This is a genomic window from Stenotrophomonas sp. YJH_SMC_27, assembly GCF_059369815.1.
In genome coordinates this window covers 542155-556652 of the sequence record NZ_JCAFTA010000001.1, presented here as the reverse complement: position 1 = coordinate 556652, position 14498 = coordinate 542155, and the positions used below count along the sequence as shown (strand labels likewise).

Here is a 14498-nt window from a genome sequence, read left to right as displayed (position 1 = left end):
CGTTTGGGGTATCAATTGCCAAAGGGGGATGGACTAGGCAAAGAAATAGCGCGACTCCAGCACCAGGCTGAGGTCCAGGTCGCCATGCGGCGGGAGGGGTGGGAGTTTCTCTGCCGCTTCTGGCGGGAGCTGCTCGACGAGTTGCTGTCGGAAGTCGGCCAGTACGTCGCCGCTGTACTGATCGACGAACGCCTGTCGGAGTGCGGCGGCGAGGATTGCTGCCTTGCCCGCGTGCGTACCGTAGGAGTCGTGGATCATTGCGAACGACTCGATGCCGTTCTCTGCCGCGAGGCAGGTGGTCAGCATCATGTGGCTGGCGTCGCAGGAGTGGACGAAGTTCGGGCTGATCCCGAGGGTCTGCCTGCGACGGTCGAGCTTAGTACCGCCGATGTTGACCACTAAATTCACCTCGCGGCCTCCGACGTGCGGCCGGATGCGGACGCCTTCCTCCTCGCGGTACTCCTGGAGGACCGGGAAGCCAGCCGGGGTCGTCCAGCTCACCGGCAGGTCGGCCGACGAGGCGACCTTAGAGGCGTCGCGCAGCCAATCCATCGCCGCGCGGGCTGCGATCACGACCTCGCCGATGCACTCCCACAGCAGGGTCGCCAGATACTCGGCGGTCTCCCAATCGTCCTCCATGCCCAGCTTCTTGAACTTGGAGAGCACCTGGGCGCGCATGCCTGACTTCGTGACGCCGTAGGGCAGCGTCATCACCGGCTGCTTCACGATGTCGCGGGTGAGCTGGCCGTCCAGCTTGATCGCCAGCGGGTCACCGCCCTCGGCGCGGGCGCGCAGCTTCTCCTGGGCCACGTCCTTCACGCGCGAATAGATGTCGGCGGGCTTCGGTTGCGGGATCAGGTTGGTGGCTGCGCCGCCCACGGAGTCGCGGAGCATGGCCGAGAAGTTCTGGAGGCCGTTGCAGGAGCCGTCGAGCGCGATGGGCAGATGGGAGACGTGATCGCGGCCGTTGAGGCTGTAGCCGAGCCACTCGAAGCACGCGGCCAGCGCGCAGAACGGGCTGTCGGCATCCATCCAGAAGCGTTGTCCGTCCAGCGGATCGAGGGCGCTGTCGAGAATCTGCTCCTCGTGCTCGCGCACCCAGGCCACGCGCTCCTCGAACGACACCTTGTCCACGCCGAAGCAGTTGGCGACGTGGATGGCGAGCCAGTAGGCACCGTCCTCGCCGAGCGGCACGCCTTGGGCGAACGTCAGCAGGCCCTTGGCCGCATCGTCGCCCTGCGGGGTCAGCGTCGGGGGCAGGGGGTAGCACCGGCCGCGGAAGTCGAGGTTGTGCGGGAAGTAGATCGCGGGGTACTCGGCGAACTTCTCCGCCAGGGCGATCTTCTGCGCGGCGGCCAGGCGGGTGGACACGCTGCGCGCGTTGGCCTCGTAGACCTTGGCGCGGTCGCGCTTCCATTCCTTGAACTCGTCGGCGTGGTGCTCCTTGAAGTAGTCCGGGTCGGTCTCCAGCAGGGCAGGGCGGCTCGGCAGGTCCATCAGCTCGCGCTCCGGCAGCCCGGCGACACCGCCGCCTGCGTTCCACAGCTCGCGCATGACCTCCAGGACGGGCACGTTCACCTTCCAGGCGGTTGCCTGGATGGCATTGAGGGCCTGGTAGACGTTGGGCATATCGACCAGCGCCAGCTCGCGCTTGTAGGCGCGGTTGCGGGTACGCACGAGGTCAGCCCGGCCGCCGATGTCGGTCAGGTAGCCGCCGTCGCGGGGCGTGGTCCACGGACGGGGCGGGACGACCATCGGCAGCAGCACCGGCTGGTACAGGGCGGCGCTGTCGTGGGCCTTGGTCAGCCAGTCGAGCACCTTCTGATTCCCGGCGATGAGCAGGTGGCGCTTGCCTCGCTCGGCCACGGTGACCAGCTCGACCAGCCCGGTCGCCTCGACGAACAGCTCGATGAGCTTCATGCCCACCAGCAGCGCGTCCTTGTCGGACAGGTAGAGGCGCTTGTCGTCCTCGGGGGCGAACTCGGCGTCGGCGATGACGTGCCGCATGACGGCGGTGGAGTGCCGGGCCGAGGTGGACTTTTTGAGCTGCTCCTGGACCACCCGGTACAGGCCGGGGTGCTTCTCGCGGAGCAGGGAGAAGTTGATCTCGTTGGCGACCTCGTGGCCCAGGGTGATCGCCACGGACACCGCCTTGCGGTGATCGGCGACCAGCGCGTTGACGCAGGTGAAGCTGGTCAGATAGGCGAGGGCGTGGGGGTTCAGGTGGCGGATGAACTTGAGGGCGGCGTGGCGCTTGCCCGGCTTGCCGGTGTCGGCTTCGGCCACGAACGCCATGATCGCGGCGGCGGTGGCGTCGATGCTCTCCATGACCAGCTTGCGGCCGGGGCCGGTCTCGGCCTCCTGGCGCTGCTCCCTGATCTTCTCGTAGCGGGCAATGCCCAGGCTGGTGCTTTCCTTCTCCAGTTCGAGCTGGGCGGCGTGCAGGTCGTTCTCTTGCCAAGTCGTCATCGTTTGCCCTCGGGGGATGCAAAAGTCAAAACGGGAGGACCGCACCGGGGGCTGCCCGGTACGGTCCTGAGTGGTTCGGTTGTTGGTCCTGGGTGGACCTATGTGGAACTGTAGTAGTCCTCGGTGGTGAACAGCAATGAGTAGTTCTGAATGGTTGTCCTAGGAGGAGGTCCGCCGAAGATGACCACTTTATTCGGCGTCACCTGGTGTCACCTGTCGTGGCACCCGGCGTCACCTATATGTCACCCGAAGCGTCACCTGATAGACTGGAAAGCTGTAAGTAGTTGAGTGGTCAGGACTAAGCGGCAGGGGCTTCGGGATTTAGGTTCCAGTGCCGCAAGGCGTGGGGGTTCGAGTCCCCCCTTTCGCACCAGTGCCGGCCTGTCCCCGCCCTGATCGGGCCATCTGCGCCCCTTGACCGGCACGCGCTGGCAGTGCAGGCCGAATTGGGCGAAACTAAAGGGCTGCGGCAAGCAGGCGCGTCCCAGACGTCGCGTCCTTACAACCGTTTCATCCCAATCATCGAGCCGGGGGCGTGGGCCACCGGTGGCAGGAGTCAACATGCAAGCTTCGATCGAATCCACCGGCAACCTGGAACGCCGCCTGAGCTTCTCGCTGCCGGAAGAGCGTCTGCAGAGCCACATCGCCGGCCGCTTGGGCGAAATCGCCCGTACCACCCGCATCAAGGGGTTCCGTCCGGGCAAGGTGCCGGCCAAGGTGATCGAGCAGCGCTTCGGCGCGCAGGTCCGTGGCGAGGCGCTGGACGGCCTGCTGCGCGAAACCTTCGACGCGGCCGTGCGCGAGCACGACCTGCGCGTCGTCGGCAGCCCGCGCATCGACAAGGGCGACGAGGGTGAATTCTCCTTCGTGGCCACCGTGGAAGTGGTGCCGGACTTCGGCGACATCGACGTCAGCAAGCTGACCGTCGTGCGTCACACCGCCGAGATCACCGAAGCCGACATCGACCAGATGATCGAGAACCTGCAGAACCAGCGTCGTACCTGGGCCCCGGTCAGCCGTGGTGCACAGGAAGGCGACCTGGTCGCGGTGGAAACCTGGTCGCAGGCCGGCGAAGAGCGCCTGCCGGCCGAGGGCGCCGAGAAGGGCTCGATCGTTCTCGGCCAGGGCATGATGTTCGACACCATCGAAAAGGGCCTGGTCGGCCTGGCCAAGGGCGAAGAGAAGACCCTGGACGTCGAGTTCCCGGCTGATTGGCGCGTGCCGGTGCTGGCCGGCAAGACCGTGCAGGTCACCGTCAAGGTTGCCGAAGTGTCCGAGCCGGTCGTGCCGGCGGTCGACGAAGCCTTCATCAAGAGCTTCGGCGTGAAGGGTGGCGACGTCGCGCAGTTCCGCAGCGACATCCGCGCCAACCTGGAGCGTGAGCTGAAGGGCGCGCTGATGAACCGCCTGCGCCGTGAAGTCGGCGAGCAGCTGATCGCGGCCTACTCGTCGGTCGAAATGCCGCCGCGCCTGGTCGAGAACGAAGCCCGCGCCATGCTGGCCCAGCAGGTCGAGCAGCTGCGCCGCAACGGCCAGAACGTCGGCGAGATCCCGGCCGATGCCCACGAAGGCTTCAAGGACGCTGCCGCCAAGCGCGTGCTGGTCGGCCTGCTGGTCGGTGAAGTGGCCCGCATCAACGACCTGCGCCTGGAAGCCAAGCGCCTGAACGAAACGATGCGTCTGATCGCTTCGACCTACGAAGAGCCGGAGCAGGTCATTGAGATGTACCGCAACGACCCCCAGCTGATGTCTGGCCTGCAGAACCGTGTGATGGAAGAGCAGGTGATCGACTGGATCGCCGAGCGTGCCCAGCACACCGAAGAGAAGCTCTCGTTCCAGGACGCGATCCGCCAGTAAGCCGGCGGATCACCGGATGCCCCGCGCCTTTGCCGGCGCGGGGTTGTTGCCCCCCCAAGATAGGTACCTCACGTAATGGACAACCGAACCAAAGCCCTGAACCTGGTTCCGATGGTGGTCGAGCAGACCAGCCGCGGCGAGCGTGCCTACGACATCTATTCGCGCCTGTTGAAGGAGCGTCTGATCTTCCTCGTGGGCCCGATCGACGATCACATGGCCAACGTGGTGGTGGCGCAGTTGCTGTTCCTGGAATCGGAAAACCCGGAAAAGGACATCAACATCTACATCAACTCCCCGGGTGGCGTGGTCACCGCCGGCATGGCGATCTACGACACCATGCAGTACATCAAGCCGAATGTGAGCACCACCTGCATCGGCCAGGCCGCCTCCATGGGCGCCCTGCTGCTGGCCGCGGGCGAAGCGGGCAAGCGCTACGCGCTGCCGAACTCGCGCGTGATGATCCACCAGCCGCTGGGTGGCTACCAGGGGCAGGCCACCGACATCGACATCCATGCGCGAGAGATCCTGACCCTGCGTTCGCGCCTGAACGAGATCCTGGCCAAGCACACCGGCCAGTCGCTGGAGACGATCGCCCGCGACACCGAGCGCGACAACTTCAAGAGCGCCTTCGAGGCGCAGGCCTACGGTCTGGTCGACCAGGTCCTGGAGCGTCGTCCGGATGAGTCGATCCAGGCCGGTTGACCGGCCTTCACGGGGCCATGGAGGCCCCGTTCCTGCAGGGTCGGGCGGGACTGGTGTCCCCTCGGCCCTGTGCTATTCTCGAATCGAACCCCCGTTCAGCGGGTGGGGTAACTGGGTAAGCGAAGCATGAGCGAAGACCGCCAAGGTCGTTCCACGGACACCGGCAAGATCCTCTACTGCTCTTTCTGCGGCAAGAGCCAGCATGAAGTGCGCAAGCTGATTGCGGGTCCGAGCGTATTCATCTGCGATGAGTGCGTGGAGCTGTGCAACGACATCATCCGTGAGGAGCTTGAGGAGAAGGCGCAGTCGGCACGCAGTTCGCTGCCCAAGCCGCGCGAGATCCTCGAGGTCCTCGACCAGTACGTGATCGGCCAGAACCGCGCCAAGCGCACCCTGGCCGTGGCCGTCTACAACCACTACAAGCGCATCGAGAGCCGGCAGAAGAACGACGACGTCGAACTGGCGAAGTCGAACATCCTGCTGGTCGGCCCGACCGGTTCGGGCAAGACGCTGCTGGCCGAAACCCTGGCCCGCCTGCTCAACGTGCCGTTCACCATGGCCGACGCCACCACGCTGACCGAAGCCGGTTACGTGGGCGAGGATGTGGAGAACATCATCCAGAAGCTGCTGCAGAAGTGCGACTACGATGTCGAGAAGGCGCAGCAGGGCATCGTCTACATCGATGAAATCGACAAGATCTCGCGCAAGAGCGAGAACCCGTCGATCACCCGCGATGTATCCGGCGAAGGCGTGCAGCAGGCCCTGCTGAAGCTGATCGAAGGCACCGTGGCCAGCGTCCCGCCGCAGGGCGGCCGCAAGCATCCGCAGCAGGAATTCCTGCAGGTGGACACCAAGAACATCCTGTTCATCTGCGGCGGCGCGTTCGCCGGGCTGGACAAGGTGATCCAGGCGCGTTCCACCGACGTCGGCAGCATTGGCTTCGGCGCCAAGGTGAAGAGCAGCGAGCGCAAGCAGGAAGTGGGCAAGGTGCTGGCCGAAGTCGAGCCGGAAGACCTGATCAAGTTCGGCCTGATTCCCGAGTTCGTCGGCCGCCTGCCGGTGGTCGCGACCCTCGAGGAGCTGGACGAGCCGGCCCTGATCAAGATCCTGACCGAGCCGAAGAACGCCATCACCAAGCAGTTCAAGAAGCTGTTCGAGATGGAGAACGTGGAGCTGGAGTTCCGTCCGGACGCACTGTCGGCCATCGCCAGGAAGGCGCTCAAGCGCAAGACCGGCGCCCGCGGCCTGCGCACGATCGTCGAATCGGTCCTGCTGGACACCATGTATGACCTGCCGTCGCAGGAGAACGTCAGCAAGGTGGTCGTGGACGAATCGGTGATCGAGCACAAGTCCGAGCCGTACCTGATCTACCAGACCCCGGCGGCCCCTGAACAGAAGGCCGCAGGCGCCGAGTGATCCTTCCAGGTTGTTGATTGGAAAGGATTTTAAAGGAATGCCTTGCATCTGAAAGCCGATGGCCCCATAACGGGGCCATCGGCTTTTTTTGTCTCCGGAAGATGCCCTCCCGGAGGCGGTTTTCCCCCTTCCCTGGAGCCCCCATGGCCCGTTCCCCAAGTGAAACCCTCGACCTGCCGGTCCTGCCGCTGCGCGACGTAGTGGTGTTCCCGCACATGGTCATCCCGCTGTTCGTCGGCCGTGACAAGTCCATGCACGCGCTCGAACAGGCAATGGAGGCGGACAAGCGCATCCTGCTGCTGGCGCAGAAGTCGGCCGAAACCGACGACCCGCATGCGGCCGACCTCTACCAGGTCGGCACGCTGGCGCAGGTGCTGCAACTGCTGAAGCTGCCCGACGGCACCATCAAGGTGCTGGTCGAAGGCCTGTCGCGCGTGCAGGTCACCCACGTCGACGAGCGCAACGGCTCGCTGCACGGCCAGGCGGTGGAGATCGAGGCCACTGACGAGCGCGAAGCGCGCGAGGTCGAGGCCATCGCCCGCTCGCTGATGTCGCTGTTCGAGCAGTACGTGAAGACCAACCGCAAGCTGCCGCCGGAGCTGCTGCAGACGCTGTCGGGCATCGATGAGCCGGCGCGCCTGGCCGACACCATCGCTGCGCACATCAGCGTGCGCCTGGCCGACAAGCAGCGCCTGCTGGAAACGCTGGCCGTCGGTGACCGCCTGGAGATGCTGGTCGGCCTGGTCGACGGCGAGATCGACGTGCAGCAGATGGAGAAGCGCATCCGCGGCCGCGTGAAGTCGCAGATGGAGAAGAGCCAGCGCGAGTACTACCTCAACGAACAGATGAAGGCCATTCAGAAGGAACTGGGTGACCTGGACGACGCGCCGGGCGAGCTGGAAGAACTGGCCCGCAAGATTGCCGAGGCCGGCATGCCGAAGGCGGTTGAAGCCAAGGCGCGCAATGAACTGAACAAGCTCAAGCAGATGTCGCCGATGTCGGCTGAAGCCGCCGTCGTGCGCAACTACCTGGAGTGGCTGCTGGGCGTGCCGTGGAAGAAGCGCAGCAAGGTGCGCAAGGACCTGAAGGTGGCGCAGGACACCCTCGATGCCGATCACTACGGCCTGGAGAAGGTCAAGGAGCGCATCCTTGAATACCTGGCGGTGCAGTCGCGCGTGAAGCAGATGAAGGGCCCCATCCTGTGCCTGGTCGGGCCGCCGGGCGTGGGCAAGACCTCGCTGGGCCAGTCCATCGCCAAGGCCACCAACCGCAAGTTCGTGCGCATGTCGCTGGGCGGCGTGCGTGACGAGGCCGAGATCCGTGGCCACCGCCGTACCTACGTCGGTTCGATGCCGGGCCGCATCGTGCAGAACCTCAACAAGGTTGGCAGCAAGAATCCGCTGTTCGTGCTGGACGAGATCGACAAGATGTCGATGGACTTCCGTGGCGATCCGTCGTCGGCGCTGCTGGAGGTGCTCGACCCGGAGCAGAACAACGCGTTCAACGACCACTACCTGGAAGTGGACCTGGACCTGTCCGAAGTGATGTTCGTGGCCACCTCGAACTCGCTCAACATTCCCGGCCCGCTGCTGGATCGCATGGAAGTGATCCGCATCCCCGGCTACACCGAGGACGAGAAGCTCAACATCGCCACCCGTTACCTGGTGCCCAAGCAGGTCAAGGCCAACGGCCTGCAGCCGGAAGAACTGGAGATCGGCAGTGACGCCATCCAGGACATCGTGCGCTACTACACGCGCGAATCGGGCGTGCGCAACCTGGAACGCGAGATCGCCAAGATCTGCCGCAAGGTGGTGAAGGAGATCGCGCTGGCCGGCCCGCAGCCGGTGAAGGCGAAGAAGGGCGCGAAGAAGCCCAAGGCGCTGGTCAATGTGTCCAGCAAGAACCTGGACAAGTACCTGGGCGTGCGTCGCTTCGACTTCGGCCGTGCCGAGGAAGAGAACGAGATCGGCCTGGTCACCGGCCTGGCCTGGACCGAGGTCGGCGGCGACCTGCTGCAGATCGAATCGACGCTGGTGCCGGGCAAGGGCCAGCTGATCCTGACCGGCCAGCTCGGCAACGTAATGAAGGAATCGGCGTCGGCCGCGCTGTCGGTGGTGCGTTCGCGCGCCGTGGGCTTCGGCATCGACAGCGACTTCCTGCAGAAGCACGACGTGCACCTGCACGTGCCCGATGGCGCTACGCCGAAGGACGGCCCGAGTGCCGGCGCGGCGATGGTCACCTCGCTGGTATCGATGCTGACCAAGGTGCCGGTGCGTGCCGACGTGGCGATGACCGGTGAGATCACCCTGCGTGGCCGTGTCACCGCCATCGGCGGCTTGAAGGAAAAGCTGCTGGCCGCATTGCGGGGCGGCATCCGCACGGTCATCATTCCGGAAGAGAACCGCAAGGACCTTGCAGACATTCCGGCAAACGTTACCCGCGATCTGCAGATCGTGCCGGTGAAGTACATCGAGGAAGTGCTGGACCTGGCGTTGGAGCGCCCGTTGGCACCGAAGAAGGCACGCAAGAGTGCGCAGCGTGTCACGGTGCGCAGCAAGGCCAAACCGAGTGGAAGTGCGCGCGTCAAGCATTGACGCGCACCGTCCAATGGCCCGAAACCCGCGTCGTTGCTGGCTTTCCAGCTTGCGTGGGGGTAGGGCCACTGGTATAAAAGCAGCACTCGCGAATGAGTGATCGCTGTCAGCGATGACTGAATCGGCGAACCGTTTCCACATGGCGGCCGCATGCAGAAGGCGTGCGGTTGCTTCCCTGTCGAATAAGCGGAACCCACCGCCAAAGGAGTTGTAGAGAATGAACAAGACCGAATTGATCGATGCCGTTGCTGAAGCTGCGGACCTGACCAAGGCCGAGTCCAGCCGCGCTGTCGATGCCGTCGTTGCTGCCATCACCAAGGCGCTGAAGGACGGCGATGCGGTCACCCTGGTTGGCTTCGGTACCTTCCAGGTCCGCGACCGTGCTGCCCGCACCGGCCGCAACCCGAAGACCGGCGACACCATCAAGATCGCTGCTTCGAAGAATCCGTCGTTCAAGGCTGGCAAGGCTCTGAAGGATGCTGTAAACTAAGCGGCTCGCTGGGGTGCTTAGCTCAGCGGTAGAGCGTCTCCTTTACACGGAGAGGGTCGGGGGTTCGAAACCCTCAGCACCCACCACAGCACCGCGGTAACGTTTGAGTGTGGAGCGGTAGTTCAGCTGGTTAGAATGCTGGCCTGTCACGCCGGAGGTCGCGGGTTCGAGTCCCGTCCGCTCCGCCATTCAACGAGGCCTCCGGCCAAAAGCTGGAGGCTTTGTTTTCTCCCAGGTCCAGGCCGATGGGAAAACAAAAAAGCAACAATGCGGAGCGGTAGTTCAGCTGGTTAGAATGCTGGCCTGTCACGCCGGAGGTCGCGGGTTCGAGTCCCGTCCGCTCCGCCACTACATCAAGGCCCCCGGCCTAAAGCTGGGGGCCTTGTCTTCTCCCCGGAAAGTTCGGGAAGAAGGCGAATAGGTTCTTGCAAGAACGGAGCGGTAGTTCAGCTGGTTAGAATGCTGGCCTGTCACGCCGGAGGTCGCGGGTTCGAGTCCCGTCCGCTCCGCCATTGCAGAGTCTTAAATCCCTGTGAAAAAACTTTGAAAAAAGTGTTCATCGGGCTGGGTTTCCAGGGAGTCTTCGGATATACTGGGCGCCTGCAAAGTTTCAGCGCGGAGCGGTAGTTCAGCTGGTTAGAATGCTGGCCTGTCACGCCGGAGGTCGCGGGTTCGAGTCCCGTCCGCTCCGCCAACCCTAAAAGCCCTCGGCGCAAGCCGGGGGCTTTTTCTTTAGGCCGTCGCAAAGTGATGCGCAGGCCGCGCCGCCGCTGCTTTTGGTCCCTGCGGCGAAGCGGGTTACACTGCCGGGCTCGCCAATCAGGCCTTGTGATTCCTCACCATGCTGCAGAAACTCCGCGACAAGACCTCAGGCTGGATCGTCACCGTGATCCTGGGGCTGCTGATGATTCCGTTCCTGTTCGTGATCGACAACAGTTACCTCGGTGGCGTTGGCGCTCAGAACGTGGCCAAGGTTTCCGCCCCGCCGACCTGGTGGCGTTCGGCACCGTCGTGGTGGCCGGTGCGCATGCTGTGGCAGCACCATGAGATCAGCGCGCAGGATTTCCGCACCCGTTTCGAGCAGGAGCGCATGCGTGAGCGCCAGCAGCAGGGCGAGAACTTCGACCCGCGCGCTTTCGAGAGCACCGAAAACAAGCTGGCCGTGCTCGACCAGCTGATCGATGAGCAGGTCGTGCGCCTGGTCGGTGAACAAGCCGGCGTTGTCATTGGCGATGGTGCGGTGCGCGAGTACATCGCCACCATCCCGGCCTTCCTCGATTCGAACGGCAAGTTCAACGAAAACAACTATCGCCTGGCCCTGGCCGGTGGCAATCCGCCGCGTACCCCGACCCAGTTCCAGGAACTGGTGCGCGAGAGCCTGCAGCAGTCGGTGATCCCGTCGGGCCTGCAGAATTCGGGCTTTGTCACCCAGGCCGAAACCGAGCGCCTGCTGAAGCTGCTGGGTGAAACCCGCGACGTCGAACTGGCCGCGTTGCCGGAAGTACCGGCTGACACCGCGCCGGTGACTGACGCGCAGATCAAGCAGTGGTACGACAGCCACGGCAAGGATTTCCGCCAGGCCGAGAGCGTCTCGCTGGAATACGTCGAGATCAACGGTGCGAACCTGCCGGCACCGACTCCGGCCGATGAAGCGACCCTGCGCAAGCGCTATGAAGAAGAAAAGGCGAAGTTCACCTCGCCGGAGCAGCGCCAGGCCTCGCACATCCTGATCACCGGTGACGGCGCCGAAGCCAAGGCGAACAAGCTCGCTGCCGAAGCCAAGGCGGCCGGTGCCGACTTCGCTGCGCTGGCCAAGGCCAATTCGGAAGATCCGGGCTCCAAGGACCAGGGCGGTGACCTGGGCTGGGTCGAGCGCGGTGCGATGGTCAAGCCGTTCGAAGACGCACTGTTCGCTGCCAAGGCCGGTGACGTGATCGGCCCGGTCAAGACCGACTTCGGCTACCACATCATCAAGGTCGCCGCGGTGCGTGGCGGCGAAGGCAAGTCGTTCGAGGAAGTACGTGACACGCTGGCCGCCGAGCAGCTGAAGGCCGACGGCGAACGCGGCTTCAACGAGCTGGCCGGTCGTCTGGTGGATGCCATCAACAAGAGCCCGAGCGATCTGGCCGCTGCGGCCAAGGAAGTCAACCTGCCGCTGCAGACCCTGGGGCCGATCACCCGCGCAACCGCCAGTGGCATCGCCGCTGACCCGGCCGTGCTGCGTGCCGCCTTCTCTGAAGTGCTGGTGCAGGACGGCACTGCCAGCGACCCGATTGCGCTGGGCGGCGCGACCAACCACAGTGTGGTCATCCGTGTGGCCGCCCATACCCCGGAACAGGCCCTGCCGCTGGACAAGGCCCGCGAGCAGGTGATCGCCGCGATCCGCGCTGACCGCCAGCGCCAGGCCAGCGACAAGGCCGCCGACGCTGTGCTGGCCAAGCTGAAGGCGGGCGCCACCCTGCAGTCGCTGGCCGCAAGCGAGAAGCTGCAGCTGAGCCCGATGCCGGGCCTGCCGCGCAGCCAGCCGGTGCCGACCCCGGAAATCAACCGCGCCATCTTCAGCGCGCCTGTGCCGGCCGAAGGCAAGCCGAGCTACGGCAAGGTCGACGTCAACGGTCACGCGCTGCTGTTTGCAGTGAACAAGGTCAACCCGGGCGACATCAAGGAAGTGACCGCCGAGCAGCAGAAGCAGCTCAAGGAGCAGCTGAGCCAGATCGATGGCATGGCCGCAGCCAAGGCCTACGTGGATGCGATGCGCAAGAAGTTCATGATCCAGACCACCGAAGCGAACCTGTAAGCCTCGCGGCGAGCAGATCGAAGAAGGCCCGGCATTGCCGGGCCTTTTTTGTCTTCGCGTCGTTGGTGTCGCGGTTGCGCTTTGGTAGTGGTCGAGCTTGCTCGACCGCCTTTTGTAGAGTCGAGCCGTGCTCGACTGCATCTGCTGCGCGCAGGCATGAAAAAGCCGAGCATGGGCTCGGCTCTACAGGAGGGCCTGGCTGGCGCGTCAGTCCTCGACGCGCAGCACCGCGCCCGGCTTCAGCACGCTGCTGCCACTCAGGCCGTTCAGTGACAGCAGCGCCTTCACCGGCATGCCATAGCGACGGGCGATGGTCCATGCCGACTCGCCATCGCGCACGGTGTGGCGGCGGCTGCGCGGGCGATCGGCAATCGTGGCGACGGTCTTGGCCGCCTGCGGCGTCGGTGTGGTCGTGGCAGCCGGTGCGGTGCTGGCCACCAGCGTGGTCGCGGTTTCCGTCAACGTCGCATTGGCGGCCGAGACCGGGGCCAGCACCCGGGTGGTTCCCGAGGCACGGTTGCCGGCGGCCAGGGCCGGGTTGAGGCGGGCGATCCTGGCAGGGTCCAGGGCGCGTTGTGCGGCCCACTGCTGGATGCTGGTGCCGGCCGGCAGGGTGTGGTCCTTCAGCACCGGCACGGTGCGGTCCAGCGAGGCCATCACGCCGGGCTGGTCTTCCACGTCCTCCAGCACGCAGGCCAGGGCATGCAGCTTCTCGACATAGGCATGGGTGACCGGTGACAGGCCGGGCAGCGCCGATGGCTTGGCGTTCTGCGCGTTCATGCCGGCCTTGCGCATGGACTGCAGGACCCGGTACTCGCCGGCGTTGTAGGCCATGGTGGCCAGGCGCCAGTCGCCGCCGAACATGCCGTGCAGGGTCTTCAGGTAACGTACCGCGGCCTGGGTGGAATCGACCGCCGACAGGCGGCCGTCGTAGCCGTTGGACATGGGCACCCGATGGTTGCGCGCGGTGGTGGCGATGAACTGCCACAGGCCCGTCGGACCGCTGCCATTGCGTGCATTGGGCCGATAGCCACTTTCCACGAACGGAATCAGTGCGAATTCGGTGGGCAGGTTGGCCTTGCGCAGCTCTTCGACCACGTAGCCGAACAGCACCAGCGCATCGTCATCCTGGTTGGCCAGGCGTGAGGGAGCATGGGCGAACTGCTTCTGCCAGCGCGGGCTGGTGGCCTCGGCATCGCAGCTGGGCTCGGCCAGGCCGTCGCGGAAGCTTGTGAAGATCTCCTGGCCGTTGCGTACCGAAGCGGCCGGCAGCGCCGATGGATCCAGCGGCAGCGCAGCGGCAGCGGTCAGGTTCTGGCTGATGCCTGCGCCCAGCGACTGTGCGCCTGCGGTTCCTGCCAGCCCCAGCGCAAGGCCCAGGGCCAGCGGCAGACTTCGGCGCATCATGCGCGGAAGCCGTCTTTCCAGTGCCGGAGACCGGCCATCACGTCGACGTCGTCCACGACGTCACGGCCCAGGTGCGCCGCCACCGACGCACGGATCGGCGCCGCGTGCACACGCAGGAAGGGATTGCAGTCGAATTCGCTGGCCAGGGTTACCGGCAGGGTGGAACGGTCATCGCGGCGCATGGCCAAAGCCTCCTCTTGGCGCTGCCACAGGGCAGCGTTGGCGGGGTCGACATGCCGCGCGAAGACGGCATTTGACACGGTGTACTCATGAGCGCAACAAAGCAGCAGTTGCGCGGGCAGGGCACCCAGCTTGCGCATCGACGCCAGCAGCTGGGACGGCGTACCTTCGAACAGGCGTCCACAGCCCAGGCTGAACAACGAATCTCCGCTGAAAAGATGTTCAGCAGTGTGAAACGCGATGTGGCTGCGGGTATGCCCGGGCACGGATAGTACGTGGAACGTCCGGCCCAGTGCCTGAACGCGTTCACCTTCACCGACGCGGTGGGTCGCAGTGGGAATGCGCTCCTCGACCGGCGCGATCACCCGGACGCCGGGAAAACGCGCCTGCAGCGCGGGCACGCCACCGATGTGGTCATCGTGATGATGGGTGAGCAGGATCGTGTCCACGCGCAGGCCCTGATCGGCCACCGCAAGCACCGGCGCGGCATCGCCGGGATCGATGACCACGGCGGCGCCATCGTCGTCGATCAACGTCCAGATGTAGTTGTCCGCAAATGCGGGCAGGGCAGTCAGTCGCATAGAAT

Annotated in this window: 9 protein-coding genes and 5 tRNA genes; 11 read left to right on the top strand and 3 right to left on the bottom strand. The window is 65.0% G+C overall.

What is annotated here, in order from left to right; genetic code table 11:
• Positions 1 to 33: 33 nt before the first annotated feature.
• Positions 34 to 2469, bottom strand: coding sequence for a DNA-directed RNA polymerase (locus AC5P7R_RS02585; RefSeq protein ID WP_004154598.1), 2436 nt, complete (start codon positions 2467 to 2469; stop codon positions 34 to 36).
• 561 nt (positions 2470 to 3030) lie between these two features.
• On the opposite strand from AC5P7R_RS02585, the gene tig reads away from it, so the two are divergent.
• The 11 genes from tig to AC5P7R_RS02530 all read left to right on the top strand — a co-directional run bounded on the left by tig (position 3031) and on the right by AC5P7R_RS02530 (position 12325).
• Complete coding sequence (tig, locus tag AC5P7R_RS02580; protein ID WP_227854106.1) at positions 3031 to 4326, top strand: trigger factor; 1296 nt, start codon at positions 3031 to 3033, stop codon at positions 4324 to 4326.
• A gap of 75 nt (positions 4327 to 4401) precedes the next feature.
• Positions 4402 to 5028: an ATP-dependent Clp endopeptidase proteolytic subunit ClpP gene (gene clpP, locus AC5P7R_RS02575; protein ID WP_019659528.1), complete on the top strand. Its 627-nt coding sequence runs from the start codon at positions 4402 to 4404 to the stop codon at positions 5026 to 5028.
• Positions 5029 to 5154: 126 nt separating this feature from the next.
• A complete protein-coding gene (gene clpX / locus AC5P7R_RS02570) occupies positions 5155 to 6444 on the top strand; it encodes an ATP-dependent Clp protease ATP-binding subunit ClpX (protein ID WP_004154600.1) in 1290 nt (429 codons plus the stop codon).
• Between the two features lie 143 nt (positions 6445 to 6587).
• Complete coding sequence (gene lon / locus AC5P7R_RS02565; protein ID WP_021202276.1) at positions 6588 to 9038, top strand: endopeptidase La; 2451 nt, start codon at positions 6588 to 6590, stop codon at positions 9036 to 9038.
• Between the two features lie 217 nt (positions 9039 to 9255).
• Positions 9256 to 9528: an HU family DNA-binding protein gene (locus AC5P7R_RS02560; protein WP_005408270.1), complete on the top strand. Its 273-nt coding sequence runs from the start codon at positions 9256 to 9258 to the stop codon at positions 9526 to 9528.
• An 11-nt stretch (positions 9529 to 9539) separates the two neighbouring features.
• Positions 9540 to 9614: transfer RNA gene (locus tag AC5P7R_RS02555), tRNA-Val, on the top strand.
• Positions 9615 to 9639: 25 nt separating this feature from the next.
• Positions 9640 to 9716: transfer RNA gene (locus AC5P7R_RS02550), tRNA-Asp, on the top strand.
• Positions 9717 to 9799: 83 nt separating this feature from the next.
• Positions 9800 to 9876: transfer RNA gene (locus tag AC5P7R_RS02545), tRNA-Asp, on the top strand.
• An 87-nt stretch (positions 9877 to 9963) separates the two neighbouring features.
• Positions 9964 to 10040, top strand: a tRNA-Asp gene (locus AC5P7R_RS02540).
• Between the two features lie 105 nt (positions 10041 to 10145).
• Positions 10146 to 10222, top strand: a tRNA-Asp gene (locus AC5P7R_RS02535).
• Positions 10223 to 10369: 147 nt separating this feature from the next.
• The gene (locus AC5P7R_RS02530) at positions 10370 to 12325 is read left to right on the top strand and encodes a peptidyl-prolyl cis-trans isomerase (RefSeq protein WP_197574830.1); all 1956 of its coding nucleotides are present in this window, start codon (positions 10370 to 10372) and stop codon (positions 12323 to 12325) included.
• 207 nt (positions 12326 to 12532) lie between these two features.
• On the opposite strand, the gene AC5P7R_RS02525 is transcribed toward AC5P7R_RS02530, so the two are convergent.
• Entirely contained in the window at positions 12533 to 13732 is a 1200-nt protein-coding gene (locus tag AC5P7R_RS02525) for a lytic transglycosylase domain-containing protein (RefSeq protein ID WP_021204522.1), read from the bottom strand.
• Positions 13729 to 14493: a hydroxyacylglutathione hydrolase gene (gene gloB, locus AC5P7R_RS02520; RefSeq protein ID WP_021204521.1), complete on the bottom strand. Its 765-nt coding sequence runs from the start codon at positions 14491 to 14493 to the stop codon at positions 13729 to 13731. Before gloB ends, AC5P7R_RS02525 begins: the two co-directional genes overlap by 4 nt.
• Positions 14494 to 14498 lie beyond the last annotated feature (5 nt).

What these genes read in the sequence shown, in the direction of transcription:
- AC5P7R_RS02585 (WP_004154598.1), bottom strand. Translation starts at nt 2,469, where the DNA reads ATGACGACTTGGCAAGAGAACGACCTGCACGCCGCCCAGCTCGAACTG.
- AC5P7R_RS02530 (WP_197574830.1), top strand. Translation starts at nt 10,370, where the DNA reads ATGCTGCAGAAACTCCGCGACAAGACCTCAGGCTGGATCGTCACCGTG.
- clpX (WP_004154600.1), top strand. Translation starts at nt 5,155, where the DNA reads ATGAGCGAAGACCGCCAAGGTCGTTCCACGGACACCGGCAAGATCCTC.
- lon (WP_021202276.1), top strand. Translation starts at nt 6,588, where the DNA reads ATGGCCCGTTCCCCAAGTGAAACCCTCGACCTGCCGGTCCTGCCGCTG.
- AC5P7R_RS02560 (WP_005408270.1), top strand. Translation starts at nt 9,256, where the DNA reads ATGAACAAGACCGAATTGATCGATGCCGTTGCTGAAGCTGCGGACCTG.
- tig (WP_227854106.1), top strand. Translation starts at nt 3,031, where the DNA reads ATGCAAGCTTCGATCGAATCCACCGGCAACCTGGAACGCCGCCTGAGC.
- clpP (WP_019659528.1), top strand. Translation starts at nt 4,402, where the DNA reads ATGGACAACCGAACCAAAGCCCTGAACCTGGTTCCGATGGTGGTCGAG.
- AC5P7R_RS02525 (WP_021204522.1), bottom strand. Translation starts at nt 13,732, where the DNA reads ATGATGCGCCGAAGTCTGCCGCTGGCCCTGGGCCTTGCGCTGGGGCTG.
- gloB (WP_021204521.1), bottom strand. Translation starts at nt 14,493, where the DNA reads ATGCGACTGACTGCCCTGCCCGCATTTGCGGACAACTACATCTGGACG.